Here is a 16,360-nt window from a genome sequence, read left to right as displayed (position 1 = left end):
TGGTTTTAATTCATTCTGCCCTGATATATTAGGGTAGAGGAAAAAACACTTTATCCAATAATACTTGCCTCCTGCTCCCTCAACGGCGTTGCTAAAAACGTTACATGCCTCGGTAACTGCTCCTGAATTACCCTTGTAACGTATATCCCTATACGGATGCAATGTCTAATAAGAGGCTTCTGCCTCGATGCGTTATTCTAATAATCTACTTCCCTGTAGGCCCCTTTTCTAATTGGACAAACTATTATTACCCCGCCCCTTATTCTAAATATCGCCTCGCCGATTACGTCACTTGTTCGAGATCATGCCTAGGCCGTCGAAATAAGCCCTTTTTGGCCACAATCAGTATCCCGGAAAAAGGCTCTATCCGCAGTAATGACTGCGCAGCCATTTTATGGGCCGCTCAAGCCATCCCTGGGTGCTATACAAGCGCTCCCGGCGCTTGAATGCCCAAAAAATAACCCCGCAGCCATATTTTAAGCTCATTTTTCTGGCGATTTAGTCATGATGAAAAACGAAAATTGAAATTTCGACAATAACAGCATCCAAATGCTAGAAATTAATCACCCTAGGTAAAGTCGATATTTCGACGGCCTAGATCATGCCCGTAATAAATTCTTATTGGGATATCGGATTTAGTTTTGTGTATTTAGCGTTAGCGATGGTCACTTCATCGATTGCGGGTTTACAGACCAAAATATCCAAATGCTGCATTTCACATTGAAAGGCGATCGCTTTTGCACTTCCAATATTATTGCGGCCTAATTCATCCAGTACCCAGTTTTTGTAGGCATTAGCAAGGTTTGTTTGAGTTTTTCCTATGTCGTTTGGCAAGTATGGTTGCGCTAGATAATCTTCTAAAATTGCAACGGCATCGGGCCATGACTCTGTGTCCCAGTAAAACTTTGCCCATTGATTGTAAAACCATTCTAACGCTTCAGCGTAGTGCGGATGATCGCTAATAATCATCTCTATTGATGTGATGGCATATAAGCCACTGTTAAAATCTTTGAGGGTTACCGCATTTTTCAATAGTGTATTTAGAGCATCGACACTGCGGTTTTTAACGCGTGATAAACGTTCATCGTTATAGGCAAGATTGTTGGCCGCTTCAATAGCGTTGACCGTTGACTCTAAATCAAGGCGTTGAGCGTAGGCTTCAATAGATATCAAGTTAAGCCAGAAAAAACTATTTTGAAGTTGTTCGTTGTGGCTAAAGCTGGGGGTGTCGAGGGATAGTTGCTCTATAACGGTTGACAATAGGCGCGTAAGATCTTGCCATTGCTGCTTTTCGGCTAGATTTGATGCTTCAGTGGTGTAGTAGTGCATGCGGTTAATTTGTGCGGGTTCATGGCTTGGGTCAATGAATGCACTAATCTCGGCGAGGCGTCCACGGTCGATATCGTTCATGCGCTTGGGGTGGGTATGTTGGTGCAGCATGTTGCGTGTACCAAGCTGCCAAAAAGGGATGAGTTCTCGGCTGAGGTAATCTTCGTAGGTCGAGGGCGCGAGACCTCGCGGGTTGAACCATGCATCGGCCGAGCGTTGATAAAATTCGGCGTCGTGGTGTTTGTCGTAACCTGTTGCGCTGGTGGTTTCAACTTCAGCACTTTTCCCGTCATTGAAGTCAAGTTGAATAAATGCATGGGAAGGTAGCATTACGCCACGGCCATCAAAGTTGAGGTGTCGCGCTAAAACGGCGTACAACAAACTGGAGCTGATACAGTTAAACGTATTTTGGCTAAATATAGTCGTTAGGGTTGATTGATCGATGTTGTAGTTATTTGGCGGTGCACTTTGCTCTTCACCGCTATCATCAGATGACTTGTCTTTTTGTGCTGGTGTTTTGAAGAAAGCATGATGCATAGCCCCGTTCAGTAATTCTCCCTGTTGCCAAGGGTCTAGCATTCCATCGGTGCGATCTTGCAGCGTGCGAATAAAAGCATCGATCTGTTTTTTGATGGTTTGGTAGTCATTAACTGAATGGCGGCCGGAGGCCATAATGTAGAGAGCGAGCAGGGCGTCGGGGTCGCCGGCTTCAGCGGCATGGCGCTCGCCAATGGTTTGCCGCTCGAAAAATGATAGCGGGCTCCATATCGGATATGCGTTTTGCCCGAATTCAGTACGGCTAATGGTTGCGGCTTCGCTAATAGTGGCGAGCGAGAGTACTAGCCATAAAAACACGAGGCTTTTGAATCGGAATCGCACAATAAAAGGAGTCATATAATTGCCATTTTGCTTCTCTAGTGGGCGAGCGGCTGCTCGCGGAAAGCTCCAATGATTAATGATTGTTAGGGTTGCCTCGGTAGGCAGACACTTTTGGCGCGCATAAGTTTGTTTTGGCTAACCATAATGGCAGTGCTTATACCTGTTATTTCACCGCTGTACCCGCTACAATGCCGCCGTTTTTACCATTTGTCACAAATTTCTACCTTTGGAGCCTCTATGTCGTCTGTAAATAAAGTTGTTCTGGCTTATTCGGGTGGTCTTGATACCTCCGTGATTGTTCGTTGGTTGCAAGATACTTACAATTGCGAAGTGGTTACCTTTACTGCTGATATTGGTCAGGGTGAAGAAGTAGAGCCTGCGCGTGCTAAAGCAGAGGCCCTAGGCGTTAAAGAAATCTACATTGATGACTTGCGCGAAGAGTTTGCTCGCGACTATGTGTTCCCCATGTTTCGCGCCAATGCGATTTATGAGGGTGAATACTTATTGGGGACATCTATTGCTCGCCCCTTAATTGCTAAGCGCTTAATCGAAATCGCTAATGAGACCGGTGCAGATGCAATCTCACACGGGGCTACGGGGAAGGGTAACGATCAGGTTCGTTTCGAATTGGGCGCTTATGCCTTGAAACCTGGTGTGAAGGTTATTGCGCCATGGCGTGAATGGGATTTAACCAGCCGTGAAACTTTAATGGCGTATTGCGAAAAGCATAATATCCCTGTCGACTTCAACAAAAAGAAAAAGTCGCCTTATTCAATGGATGCAAACTTACTGCATATTTCATACGAAGGTGGCATTTTAGAAGATCCATGGGCAGAAGCCGAAGAAGATATGTGGCGTTGGAGCGTGTCTCCAGAAAATGCCCCTGACGCAGCTGAATATATCGAGGTCAGCTTTGAAAAGGGCGACATAGTTGCGATCAATGGCGAAGCGATGAGCCCAGCAACAGTTATGGAAACCTTGAATACCATCGGCGGTAAGCACGGTATTGGCCGTTTAGATATTGTCGAAAACCGTTATGTGGGTATGAAGTCTCGTGGTTGCTATGAAACACCTGCCGGCACGATCATGTTGAAGGCTCACCGCACTATCGAATCCATTACCTTGGATCGTGAAGTGGCTCATCTAAAAGATGCGCTTATGCCCAAGTATACCGAGCTGGTTTATAACGGTTACTGGTGGAGTCCAGAGCGAATCATGCTGCAAAAAGCCATTGATGAATCACAAACTAATGTGAATGGTGATGTGCGATTGAAACTGTATAAAGGCAGTGTCTCGGCTGTTGGGCGGCGTTCTGAGCAAAGCCTATTCGATGAGAAAATTGCTACCTTTGAAGATGATGCTGGTGCATACGATCAAAAAGATGCAGAGGGCTTTATCAAACTGAATGCCTTACGTATGCGTATTGCTGCTCAGAAAGGCCGTAAACTGTTCTAATACTAATAGGGTAGACAATCATGAAAATATTAATGACGGCTGTTGTTGCAGCATCATTGCTGGCTTCGGGTGCATATGCTGCCGAGCCGAAAAATACACAGAAAGTTCGACCGACTTATAATTATGCTGGCGTAAAGTACTTTGCACAGCGTTTGAGTCTGCCGAATGGAGATTGTTCACAAGACGGTCTGTTTATCGATGGTTCATTTGATATTAACGGGCAAATCTTTGCTCGCGGAAGCTTAGGTGATGTGACTGGCGATGCTTGTGGCTCAACGTCGTTATCTGCCAGCGTAGGTTATCGCTCTGCATGGGGAGAAGCTTCTCATTTGTACGGCGTTGTTGGGTTTTCTGACGAATCACATGATTCTGGCGGAGGCGATACGGGTTTAGTCCTTGGTGGCGGTATCCGTGGCTATGTTGTACCGGGTATTGAAGGCTACTTTGAAGTTGATTATTCGACATTGGGTGATGGCGATTTATTTGCCAAAGTAGGCGGCGCGTACTGGTTTAATGGCAACTTTTCGGCGACTGCCGACATTGGTTTTGGTTCGGATCAGCGCTCTTTCGCCATTGGCGGGCGCATGGCTTTTTAAGTTTAACGAACATTGTTTTGATGGAAAACAAAGCAATGCTTTGCTGGCGGTTTAAGCTGGCTATGTTTTGCTTGTTAGGTTGAAATAACAAAGCCTTTGTTTATTGCAAAGGCTTTGTATTTTTTGGGTTATAGCTTTGAATGCGTAACGCATTAATAAAAAGTGCAGCAAAAGCTATAGTTTCCACTATCTTAAATGTATTTTTGTGCTGCTTTGCAGTTGATACCTTTTTTGCTTTTAATTTTAAACTTGGGAAAATCCTATGAGTAGTCATTCGGCGCATGCGTCCGAAACTCCTGCTTACAATTTCGATATTGTACGGTCGTTTTCATTAGCGACAATACTATGGGGAATTGTGGGAATGGGGCTCGGCGTTTTGATCGCGGCACAGTTGGTGTGGCCAGAGCTTAATAACATCCTGCAGCCTTACAGCCATTTTGGTCGGTTGCGTCCACTGCATACCAATGCTGTTATTTTTGCATTTGGTGGCTGTGCATTATTTGCAACTTCTTACTACATTGTTCAGCGTACATGCCAGGCCACTCTTTTTGGTGGGCCTCTGATTGCATTTACTTTTTGGGGTTGGCAGCTGGTTATTGTGGCGGCGGCGATCACTTTACCTATGGGCTACACCTCTGCCAAAGAATATGCAGAGCTTGAGTGGCCAATAGATATCCTTATTACGCTTGTTTGGGTCTCTTATGGCATCGTGTTTTTCGGCACGATAATGAAGCGAAAAACCCCTCATATTTATGTGGCCAATTGGTTCTTTGGCGCTTTCATTATTACCGTAGCCTTATTGCATGTTGTAAATAGCATGGCTGTGCCTGTTTCTTTTATGAAGTCTTACTCTGCTTACAGTGGCGCGATGGATGCCATGATTCAGTGGTGGTATGGGCACAATGCAGTGGGTTTCTTCTTAACGGCTGGCTTTTTGGGCATGATGTATTACTTCGTACCAAAGCAGGCGGGTCGCCCGGTGTATTCTTACCAGCTTTCTATCGTCCATTTCTGGGCTTTAATTTCTTTGTATGTATGGGCCGGTTCGCACCATCTTCATTACTCCGCTTTACCCGATTGGACTCAAAGCTTAGGAATGGTGATGTCTTTAATCTTATTGGCGCCTTCATGGGGCGGCATGATCAACGGCATGATGACTCTATCAGGCGCTTGGCATAAGCTAAAAACCGATCCGGTATTACGCTTTTTGGTGGTTTCGTTGTCGTTTTACGGAATGAGTACCTTCGAAGGCCCCATGATGGCAATCAAAACCGTTAATGCGTTATCGCACAATACGGATTGGACTATTGGTCACGTGCATTCAGGTGCTTTGGGTTGGGTTGCGATGATCAGTATTGGGGCAATTTATCATTTGTTACCTATATTGGCTGGCCGTAAACAAATGCACAGTGTGAAGCTTATTAACGTTCATTTTTGGTTGGCAACTGTAGGTACTGTTTTATACGTAGCTGCAATGTGGGTTAATGGTATTGGCCAGGGGCAAATGTGGCGCCAGTTCAATGCTGACGGTACTTTGACTTACAGCTTTATTCAGGCGGTAGAGTTTAGTCGTCCTGGTTATTTTGTGCGTTTCTTGGGTGGTGCATTGTTCTTAAGCGGCATGGTGATAATGGCGTATAACGCTATTCGCACTATGAAGTTTGAAGTGCAGCCTGAAGAAGCCAAAGCTACGCCTCAAGCGGCATAGGAGTGCGAGCATGAAAAATCACGATATAGTTGAAAAAAATATTGGTTTAATGAGTGTCTTAGTTGTGGTGGCGATTAGTTTTGGCGCCTTGGTAGAAATTGTTCCGCAGTTTTTTACCCCCGATGTTACACAGCCAATTGAAGGGTTAAAGCCTTTGCCTGCTTTAACGTTAGAGGGGCGGGATATTTATATTCGCGAAGGTTGCCATGTGTGCCATACGCAAATGATCCGCCCACTGCGCGCCGAAGTGGAGCGTTACGGGCATTATTCTGTAGCTGGTGAGAGTGTTTATGAGCATCCATTCTTGTGGGGCTCAAAGCGAACTGGGCCAGATCTTGCGCGTGTAGGGCAGCGTTACAGTGATGAATGGCAGCGCGCGCATTTATATGACCCGCGCAGTGTCGTTCCTTTATCGAATATGCCAGCGTTCCCGTGGTTGTTTGATAATACGCTTGACGGTGATGATACCGGTAAAAAAATGGCGGCTTTGCGTAGAGTTGGCGTGCCATATACCGACGAAGATATCGCGGGTGCTAAAGCGGCTGTGCAGGGGCGTACTGAAATTGATGCTCTCGTCGTTTATTTACAGCAGTTGGGTACGCTGCTGACACATAAGCGGTAGCCATTGTGGATATAAATACATTACGCAGTGTGGCAACCGTATTAGTTGCCATCGCTTTTTTTGCCGTGTGTTGGTGGGCATTTTCGCCTTCACGCCGCAAGCAATTTGATGAGGCAGCGCAACTGCCTTTTGCCGATGAACCCACGGCGCAGGGCGAAGATGCATCGCCATCATCTGCTGACGAGACTAAGAAAAAGGGCTAAATACAATGATGAGTACATTCTGGAGTTGGTGGGTTATCGTATTAACCCTTGCGTGCATAGGTTTATGTACTTGGGTACTTTTTGCCAATAAAAAAGTAGCCAAGCGAGACGATGTGGAAGCAGAAAATAATACAACAGGACACGTCTATGACGGCATTGAGGAATATGATAATCCGCTACCTAAGTGGTGGTTTCAGCTATTCGTCGGAACTATCATTTTTACGGCGATATACTTAGTTCTGTACCCCGGTTTAGGGAATTGGAAGGGCGTTCTGGGTTGGACAAGTACTGGTGAATTAGCGACAGCGCAAGAAAAAGCGCGGGAGCAATATGTTGATAGCTACGATGCTTACAATAAAATGAGTGTTGAGGCGCTTAGCGAAAACCCTGAAGCCATGAAGATGGGTGTCCGATTATTTGCAAATAACTGTGCGGTTTGCCACGGTGCTGATGGTGGCGGTAACTATGGTTTCCCTAACCTTACGGATAATGATTGGCTACACGGCGGCACTCCTGACCTAATTAAAGCCACACTTGTCGGTGGTCGTAATGCCAACATGCCCGCGTGGGGGGCAACTATAGGTGAAGATGGCGTTGCTGCGGTAACTGAGTATGTTTTGAGCTTATCGGGTTTGGAGCATGATGCAGCGGCGGTACCTGCAGGTAAAGAGGTATTTGGTACCATTTGTAGTACTTGCCACGGCGCTGAGGCTAAGGGCATTATTGCTATGGGCGCACCTAATTTAACTGACGATATCTGGCTTTACGACAGTAATCGCGAAACCATTGCCAGTACTGTGCGCAACGGCCGTGTAAACCGTATGCCAGCACAAAAAGACTTGCTCCGAGAGGATAAGATTCATCTCTTAACCGCTTATGTTTACAGTTTGTCTAAGTAAGTAGGCTTAGAAAGGGCGCGCATGGCGCGCCTTTTTTATGTGGCAAAAATCGTTATACGGTATTCCTTTCTTTATTCCCTTCTCTTATCTTGAATTAAAGGTGCTCATTAGTTGTCTCAATCCGACGAAAAAAACACCTCACCGAATGACGAAATTCGATATGTAAACCTGTACGAGTCAGAGGCCAAAATCTACACTCGCAAGGTCAAAGGCTTTTACCAACGTTTGCGCCGCTACACGGGCATTCCGTTATTGTTGGGTTTTCTCCTGATGCCTTGGTTGGTGATTGATGGTCGTCCGGCCATGTTGTTTGATCTTTCTGAACGTAAATTTCATATTTTAGTCGTTACTTTTTGGCCGCAAGATTTCATGCTGTTAGCGTGGACTCTTATTATTGCGGCTTTTGCGTTGTTTACGGTGACGGTGACGGTTGGCCGAGTGTGGTGTGGTTTTACCTGCCCGCAAACGGTATGGACCTTAATGTTTATTTGGGTTGAAGATTTATGCGAGGGTGATCGGAATAAGCGTATCAAGCTAGATAAGCAGCCGTGGAGTACCGAAAAGCTTGTTCGAAAGGGCAGTAAGCATAGCCTTTGGTTTTTGATTGCGTTCATTACGGGTGCCACCTTTATCGGTTATTTTTATCCGATTCGCGATTTACTGATAGGGTTCATACCGGCTATTTCATCGGAGGGTATTGTTTGGGATACACCCGCCGCGGCTGTTTTTTGGACATTTTTATTTACGGCGTTTACTTATTTGAACGCGGGCTGGCTGCGAGAGCAGGTTTGTAAATACATGTGTCCTTATGCGCGTTTTCAGGCCGTTATGTACGATAACGATACGCTTTACGTGCAGTACGATGAAGCTAGAGGTGAGGCACGTGGGCCGAGAAAACCTAAAGAGGATTATAAGTCGCAAGGTCTTGGGGATTGCGTAGACTGCTCTTGGTGTGTGCAGGTGTGTCCAGTGGATATTGATATTCGAGACGGGGCGCAATACGAGTGTATTAACTGTGGCTTATGTGTGGATGCGTGCGATGCCATTATGGATAAGATGGATTATCCTAAAGGGTTAATACGCTTTACCTCTGAAGATGAGCTGAAAACAGGCAAAACACATTTCTTTAGACCGCGACTTTTTGGTTATTTTACAATTGTATTAACCATGATGGTGCTGTTGGGGTACAACATATACACAAGAAGCCCGCTGGGGGTTGATGTGTTGCGTGATCGCAGTGCAAGAATGTACCGCGTGCAGGGTAAAGAGGTACAAAATGTGTACACCATTAAAATTAATAATATGGATCGCCAAACTCATACCTACCGTATAGAGCTTGAGGGCGATTTATCGTATACCTTAAAAAAATACCATGCCGTCCCTATTAATGAAGGTGAGGTTTTTACATTGCCTATACGTATTGCTGCGCCACGCTCTGAAATTACAAAAGAAAAAAATGATTTAGTGATTCGTATTATTGCTGAAGATAATGCAGAGTTGATCGCTACCGAAGCAACCGTATTTATGGCGCCTAAAAAGAGATGATTATGAATACTTTATCGCCGGCTAAGCCGTGGTACAAAGAGTTATGGTTTTGGTTGTTGATCTCGCCGATGCTGACGTTAATAGTTTCTGTGCCCGTGATGGTAACTACGGCATTCAAGGGGGCAGATGATCGTGTTTTAGATAACTATTACAAAGAGGGGCGGATGATTAATCATCGCTTCGAAGAGCATGCGTTAGCTGTTGAGCTGGGTGTTGCCGGCGTTGTTCAATTCGATTGGACTGTTGGCGAATTGTGGTTTTTATCTGCTGAAGTTCTGCCGAGTGATAGTCTGGAAGTTCAGTTTTCACATCCCGCCCATGCCGATAAAGATTTTACCTTAATGCTCAAACAAGTTTCTCCCAAGCGCTACCGTGCAGACTTGCTTCAGCTTGAAAGGGGGCGTTGGTATATTTCATTACTAGGCGCTGTTAGTGACGGTGGAGTTGAAAAGAAATGGCGTATCCCTTCTGATATAAACCTTGCCGATGTGGACTCAACCAATCGTACCCGTAAAGAATTATTTGCTACTTCTCATTAATGCTTCTTGATCCTTGTTTTCATTGCGCTCAGCCGAGCGTAGCTGCTTTTACTGTAACTATTCACGACGAGCCTCACGCGTTTTGTTGTGCTGGCTGCCAAGCTATCGCTACTGCCATTATCAGTGGCGGACTTGAAAGCTTTTATTCCTATCGGGGAGGGCAGAATGCTCGCCCAGACCCAATAGTAATTGGGGATGCGTACAGTGTTTATGATTTACCTGATGTGCAGACTGAGTTTGTGCTTAGTGCGGGCACTGATAATCAATATTCGCTAGTAAATCTTAACGTTGATGGCATTTCTTGCGCGGCGTGTGTGTGGCTAATAGAAAAGCATTTATTGACGTTTCCTGGAATTATTAAAGTTAGTGTTAATGCCAGTAGCCATCAAGGGCGCATTACATTCGACCCGGATGTATTGCGTGTCAGTGAAATTTTTGCCGCTCTAGCTAAAGTGGGTTTTAAGGCGTCACCTAGTTCGGGGGGCGCTGTGCAGGCTTCCTGGCTACAGCGGCAACGAACGGCCTTGTTGCGTTTGGGGGTTGCTGGTTTAGGCATGATGCAGGCAGGAATGGTCTCTATTGCACTTCATGCTGGAGGCCTTCAGGGTATATCGCAGGAGTGGGAATTTTATTTGCGGTGTGTGAGCCTGCTGTTTGCTGCACCGGTATTGCTGTACAGCGGATCTCCGTTTTTTACTGCGGCTCTGCGTGCGTTAAAGTTAAGACACCTCACGATGGATGTCCCTGTCTCTATAGCGTTAATACTGGCTTTTGGCGCGAGCGTTGTAGCTACCTTGACACGCAGTGGTGATGTCTATTTCGACTCTGTATCCATGTTTATCTTTTTTCTATTGTTGGGCCGCTATCTTGAGCAGCGTGTGCGCTACAGCAATTTTTTGTCGGGTCAGGGCTTGCAGCGTTTAATCCCCATGGCGGCCGTAACTATCGATTCCGCGGGCAAAAAAAAAGTTGTGCCGCTTTCTGGTTTGTCATTAGGGGATCGTTTATGGGTGGCTTCAGGCGAAACCTTTCCGTGTGATGGTGAAGTGATTGAGGGGGTCAGTAGTGCGGATGAGTCATTATTGACAGGGGAGTCTTTTCCTCGATCAAAATCGGCTGGCGATAGCGTTGTTGCTGGAAGCCAGAATGTTGAGTCGGGTTTAGTTGTCGAGGTTAAGGCGTTAGGTTCTGATACTCGGCTTGCTGAAATAGAGCGTCTTGTCGAGCAGGGGTTAGAGCATAAACCGCCTTTGGTCGCTTTAGCTGATCGCATTGCCAGCTATTTTGTATCCGCTGTTTTATTGGTGTCCGTTTGTGTTGCTGGTTATTGGTTGTGGCAGGCCCCGGATCAAGCTTTATGGATTACTCTTTCTGTATTGGTCGTAACGTGCCCCTGCGCACTTTCTTTGGCGACGCCGGCTGCAGTGACTGCGGCTTCAGGCCGAATGCGCAAGGGAGGGGTGCTGGTGACGTCAGGCTCAGTGATAGAGGTGCTGCCTCACATTAGTGATGTGGTTTTTGATAAAACAGGGACTCTCACCCAGGGCCACTTTTCTATAGTGCAAACCCAGCTTATAGGCACTGTACTATCCGAAAAAGATGTTCTGTCTATATGTGCGAGCTTACAGCGGGTTAGTTCACACCCTATTGCTAAAGCTTTCGAAGATATTGAGCCCATTGTTACGTGTTCATCTGCGCAGAGCTATACCGGGCTCGGGGTAATGGGGACTATCGATGACGTTGTTTATCGCTTGGGCCGTCCCGTGTTTGCCTGCCCTGATCAAGCTATAAATTATCCGAGTGATGGGCTTTGGCTTCTTTTGTCTGCCAATGAAAAGCCTACTGCATGGTTGCGTTTAGCTGATAGTGTGAGAACTTCTGCGCAAGAAGCGGTTTCGTTGTTGCAGGCACAAGGGCTTCGGGTTCATTGCTTGAGTGGTGATCGCAAGGAGAATGTAACGGCTTTAAGTGAGCTTCTTGGGATCGACCAAGCGCTTGCAGGACAGGCACCTTCTGAAAAATTATTGTATGTCCAGAAATTACAGAAAGAGGGTGCACAAGTGCTTATGGTTGGAGATGGTATAAACGATGTGCCTGTCTTGGCGGCCGCAACAGCGTCGATTGCTATGGCTGGAGCGAGCGACTTCGCCAAATTACAATCGGGAGCCATTTTGTTGCTGGATGACTTGCGTGCGATACCTGCGGCATTGACTGCTTCAAGGAAGGCACGCCTAATTATTCGACAAAATTTGGCTTGGGCGCTGGCTTACAATATTTGCGCTTTGCCCCTTGCTGCGAGTGGTTTTATTCCCCCTTGGTTGGCGGCAATAGGTATGTCCTTGAGCTCTTTGGTTGTCGTCATCAATGCCTTACGGCTACAGGCCCGATAAAACTTAGTTCTCCTTTATATTTTCAATACTCATCTGTGTACACTCTTTTATTGGATAGCGTGAGGGTTTGGTGTTTATTTTCCTGCCTGTGGTGTTATTTGTCGTATATACAGTGTTATATCTGATCTTTATTGGAGTGAATGCTTGCTTTATTAGTTCTTCACGCAAAGTCCGTTTTTTTGACAATATCAGCGTTTAATGTGCATCACAGTTGTGATGTAAGGCTTGTCGACACTCAAGCTTTATGTGGTTAAAATGTATCCAGTTATAAGTATGGTTACAAAAACGGTCGAGCAGAGTCTCTTTGCTAGGCCGTTTTTTCATATTTCTTATTTTTTTTGAATGATTCTGGTGAAAGCGAGTTACTTTATGCGACAGTTTTTTCTTCGCTTAAAAGCGACGGTGCGTTCATTTTGTCGTTTGGATTGTTTTATTGGCTGTTTAGGTAGCGTGTTAGTCTCTATTACCTCACAAAAGGTGGTTGTCAAAACCAAGAGATATATTGCTTAAAACCTCGCTGTGCTAATGTTTGCACTAGAAGTACCTTAATTCAATTTGATTGTGTGCTGGGCTCTTTTAAATTCAGATTGAAAATATTCACATTGAGCCATCCTTGAGTTTTGCGGTACTCGTTCTGTTCGCTAATGCACTGAGGTGTTAGTTGAAGGGTAATTGTGTAGCGTTAATTGGAGTAAGTATGTATAGGTTCCCTTTCTGCACCTTTAAATCAACAGTGTTTCTCTTCGCTTTGTTGTTGGCTGGTTGTGGTAGTGAGGTCGAGCAAGAAACGCCTTCCGGCGGGCAGCTGGTCGCATCGTCTACTCAGGCGTTGCCGGTAAGCTCAAGTCCTTTAGCTAGTAGCTCTGCAGCATTGAGTAGCGTAGCCATTGTTTCATCCTCAAGTGTGCCGCAAAGCTCTTCCGTGGCTAATAGTTTATTGTCTTCAAGCAGTACGGGTGTGTCGCTTAGTTCTAATGTTGCTGTATCGAGCTTGGCGCAAGTATCTTTTAGCTCTTCTTTAGCGAGTTCCTCCGCTGCAGTAGCTAGCAGCTCTTCAGTAGCGGTAAATTCTTCGGTAGCTGAAATTTCATCTTCATCGATGAGCCTAGCTAGCAGCAGTTCAGTTGAGGTGTCGAGTGTTAGTAGCTCTTCGGCCCCGATATCATCCTCGAGCGTCCAATCTTCGTCTTTAAGTTCTGAGGGCTCCGAATCATCGGTGGCGGTATCCTCTGTTGCAGTGTTAAAGGCGATTGAAATGCTGGGTGCGCAATGTGCGAGTTGCCATACCCATGTTAGCTGGGCAGATTATGATGAGGCGGCTTGGCTAGCGGCTAAAACGTTTGCCGGCAGTGATCTAATCAACCGCAGCGATATTCTTGCGTCGCCTTTATTGGCTCGTATGACTTTCTACGCGGGAGAGGCTTCGAATATGCCGCCTGCTGGTAGCGATCAAGAATCAACGTTCACTGAAGCCGATTATGAAGTTATCAAAGACTGGCTTTTGATGCAGGCTGGAAGTACCAGCGAGAGCAGTTCCGATGCCTCCTCTTCCAGTGATGTAGGTAGTTCTAGTGTTGAGAGTTCTAGTTCTGTGTCTGCAAACCCTATATCGAGTGTTGCTTCTGTTGCCGTGAGCGAGTCATCAAGCAGTGTTTTGGCTCAAAGTAGTGTAGTGGCAGTGAGTTCGGCTAGTAGTGTTGCCAGTAGTGCCTCTGAGCTATCTAGCGCTAGCAGTGCTGCCTCTCCGGTATCATCCTCCAGTGTCCAATCTTCGTCTTTAAGTTCTGAAGGCTCCGAATCATCGGTTGCGGTTTCCTCTGCTGCAGTGTTAACGGCGATTGAAATACTGGATGCGCAATGTGTTAGCTGCCATATGGGATGGCACGATGGTTGGACGGCTTATGGTGATGAGGCGGCTTGGTTAGCGGCTAAAACGTTTGCCGGCAATGATCTAATCAATCGCAGCGATATCCTTAAATCACCTTTACTGGCTCGTATGAGTTTCTACGCGGGAGAGGCTTCGAATATGCCGCCTGCTGATAGCGAGCAAGAATCAACGTTTACTGAAACTGATTATGAAGTTATCAAAGACTGGCTTTTGATGCAGGCTGAAAGTACCAGCGAGAGCAGTGTTGAAGCCTCATCTTCCAGTGATGTAGGTAGTTCTAGTGTTGATAGTTTGAGCTCGGTGCCTGTAACCCCTATATCGAGTGTTGCCTCTGTTGCCGTGAGCGAGTCATCAAGCAGTGTTGCGGCTCAAAGTAGCATAGCGGCAGTAAGTTCGGCTAGCAGTGTTGCCAGTAGTGCCGCTGAGCAGTCTAGCGCTAGTAGTGCTGCCTCTCCGATATCATCATCCAGCGTCCAATCTTCGTCTTTAAGTTCTGAAGGCTCTGAATCATCGGTGGCTGCATCCTCTGCTGCAGTGTTAACGGCGATTGAAATACTGAGTACGCAATGCGCTAGTTGCCATGTGCATGCCGGCTGGGTGGCTTATGATGAGGCGGCTTGGCTGGCAGCCCAAACCTTTGCGGGCAGTGATCTAATTAATCGCAGTGATATCCTCGAATCGACTTTGTTGGCTCGTATGAGTTTCTACGAAGGGGAGGCTTCGAATATGCCACCTGACAATAGCGATCAAAAGTTAACGTTTACTGAAGCCAATTATGAGGTTGTTAAAGCGTGGCTTTTGAACTTAGCGGAAGAGTCGAGTAGCGAAGCGCAGCAGTCATCATCGAGTTCGATAGCTCAAAGTAGCATGGCTGATTCGAGTAGCATTGTCTTATCGTCTAGTTTGTCATCCTCTCAGGTATCGATGAGCTCTTCTGTTGCAAGCTCGTCAGAGATGCCTTCATCATCTTCGGTCGCCGTGAGTTCAAGTAGTGCTGTTGCATTAAGTAGTTCGGCTATGGAGTCGTCAAGCAGTTCTAGTGTTGATACTGCGACAGCGTTGAAAATCATCAACGACCACTGTGCTAGCTGTCACTTCAATTCTCATAGCGCCTGGGCAGCTTACGAGACTGATGAGGACTGGCGCTTGGCCAGAGCACGTAACGGCGAAGGCTACATAAATCCACTTGACCCTGAAAATTCATTCTTATTGAGCCGCATTAAGTTTTATGGCGGTGAGAATGCGAATATGCCATCTGTTAATGCTGCTCAGTCAGAGCCGTTCACTCGTGAGCATTATGACACTTTGGTTGCTTGGGTTCAGTCGTTTGGCATTAAAGAACCTGCTCCCGTTACAGATGGTACGGTGGTAATAACCGAAGCTGATTATACTGAACTTGGTGTTAGGGTTGATTTCAGTTGTGAAGTTGATGAAGTCTTGCAGTTGCATTTGCGTGACCCGGGGCAAGTCGAACTTACTCCAATCGCTGATTATTGGGGTGTAACATCACGCGAAGATGGACTTGCGTTAATAGCGGCCGATGAAGTCGCGGTACAAATGGATGACGGTACGTTTATTCTTAATGGTGCAGGTCTAGATTTTTGGCAGGATAAAATATACTTCAACGCGCTATCCAAAACCGTTGTTGATGGGGCGTTGGATTTAACTCTTGACGTGCTTAGCGTTGGCGGGATCGAGCATGATTTCGCGAAGGTGGGTCTGTTGGTGACAGATGCTGATGATTTGTCGGGGCAGATGGTCTTTATTCACTGGTCGGGCCGTTATGGTTTGGCTGAAGATAGTGGCTTGGGGGTTCTTAATGACTATCGTCTTATCGCCGCGAACCCTGTTGAGGGTGAGGTTACGCCAGCACCTACACGCCTGCGTGTCGCTTATGAAAACGACGTGCTCAAAATTGGCGGTTGCTACGGTTGTGAATCCCCTGTGGTGGGCTTACCGAAGTCGCTAAATTTCGAGCCAAGTCATGTTTATATTGTGGCTTCTTCGCATACCGAAGGCATGATTCAAGCGCGTTTAGGTTTGATGGATGCATACTCCGACGAGGGTAAATACGCCAAGGTGCACGAGGAGGCGGTAACTTGCGTTGATGGTTTGGCGAATGTTAGCGTTCTTGCTGAAGGGCTTGATGGGCTCGAGCGTTTGCATGTCGAGCTTTATCGCGGCGATAATTTAGTTGCCGCCGAATCGGCAATTAGAGAGTTCTCTGAAGTGGCAAGTTGCGAGCTGCAGGGTGAATTACTTGAACCCAAATTACGGCGCTTATCGCAAACACAAATCAAAAATTCC

At 46.4% G+C, this 16,360-nt stretch carries 11 protein-coding genes; 10 read left to right on the top strand and 1 reads right to left on the bottom strand.

Annotated features, from left to right (window positions below):
• Positions 1–618: 618 nt before the first annotated feature.
• Positions 619–2,223, bottom strand: a complete 1,605-nt coding sequence (locus tag AC3A8L_RS03965) for a transglutaminase family protein (protein ID WP_487960934.1) — start codon at positions 2,221–2,223, stop codon at positions 619–621.
• Positions 2,224–2,445: 222 nt separating this feature from the next.
• On the opposite strand from AC3A8L_RS03965, the gene AC3A8L_RS03960 reads away from it, so the two are divergent.
• The 10 genes from AC3A8L_RS03960 to AC3A8L_RS03915 form a co-directional block, all read left to right on the top strand.
• Positions 2,446–3,663 (top strand): argininosuccinate synthase, encoded by a 1,218-nt coding sequence (locus AC3A8L_RS03960; RefSeq protein ID WP_487960933.1) that lies wholly within the window; start codon positions 2,446–2,448, stop codon positions 3,661–3,663.
• Between the two features lie 20 nt (positions 3,664–3,683).
• Positions 3,684–4,259, top strand: a complete 576-nt coding sequence (locus tag AC3A8L_RS03955) for a hypothetical protein (protein WP_487960932.1) — start codon at positions 3,684–3,686, stop codon at positions 4,257–4,259.
• A 262-nt stretch (positions 4,260–4,521) separates the two neighbouring features.
• Positions 4,522–5,967: a cytochrome-c oxidase, cbb3-type subunit I gene (gene ccoN / locus AC3A8L_RS03950; RefSeq protein WP_487960931.1), complete on the top strand. Its 1,446-nt coding sequence runs from the start codon at positions 4,522–4,524 to the stop codon at positions 5,965–5,967.
• Between the two features lie 10 nt (positions 5,968–5,977).
• The gene (ccoO, locus tag AC3A8L_RS03945) at positions 5,978–6,589 is read left to right on the top strand and encodes a cytochrome-c oxidase, cbb3-type subunit II (RefSeq protein WP_487960930.1); all 612 of its coding nucleotides are present in this window, start codon (positions 5,978–5,980) and stop codon (positions 6,587–6,589) included.
• 5 nt (positions 6,590–6,594) lie between these two features.
• Positions 6,595–6,792: a cbb3-type cytochrome oxidase subunit 3 gene (locus AC3A8L_RS03940; RefSeq protein WP_487960929.1), complete on the top strand. Its 198-nt coding sequence runs from the start codon at positions 6,595–6,597 to the stop codon at positions 6,790–6,792.
• A 5-nt stretch (positions 6,793–6,797) separates the two neighbouring features.
• On the top strand, positions 6,798–7,691 hold the full coding sequence (gene ccoP / locus AC3A8L_RS03935) for a cytochrome-c oxidase, cbb3-type subunit III (protein ID WP_487960928.1): 894 nt from the start codon (positions 6,798–6,800) through the stop codon (positions 7,689–7,691).
• 111 nt (positions 7,692–7,802) lie between these two features.
• Positions 7,803–9,236, top strand: coding sequence for a cytochrome c oxidase accessory protein CcoG (gene ccoG, locus AC3A8L_RS03930; RefSeq protein ID WP_487960927.1), 1,434 nt, complete (start codon positions 7,803–7,805; stop codon positions 9,234–9,236).
• A 2-nt stretch (positions 9,237–9,238) separates the two neighbouring features.
• Complete coding sequence (locus AC3A8L_RS03925) at positions 9,239–9,775, top strand: FixH family protein (RefSeq protein WP_487960926.1); 537 nt, start codon at positions 9,239–9,241, stop codon at positions 9,773–9,775.
• Positions 9,775–12,165 carry a heavy metal translocating P-type ATPase gene (locus AC3A8L_RS03920; protein ID WP_487960925.1) on the top strand — a complete coding sequence of 797 codons (2,391 nt, stop codon included), beginning with the start codon at positions 9,775–9,777 and terminating at the stop codon, positions 12,163–12,165. The genes AC3A8L_RS03925 and AC3A8L_RS03920 overlap by 1 nt, the downstream gene beginning before the upstream one ends.
• Before the next feature lie 697 nt (positions 12,166–12,862).
• On the top strand, positions 12,863–16,360 hold a 3,498-nt coding region (locus AC3A8L_RS03915; RefSeq protein ID WP_487960924.1), incomplete at its 3' end, for a hypothetical protein.

Source organism: Marinagarivorans sp. (assembly GCF_982758155.1).
Note: the sequence above shows the minus strand (reverse complement) of the source record. Positions and strands in the feature narration are given on the sequence as shown.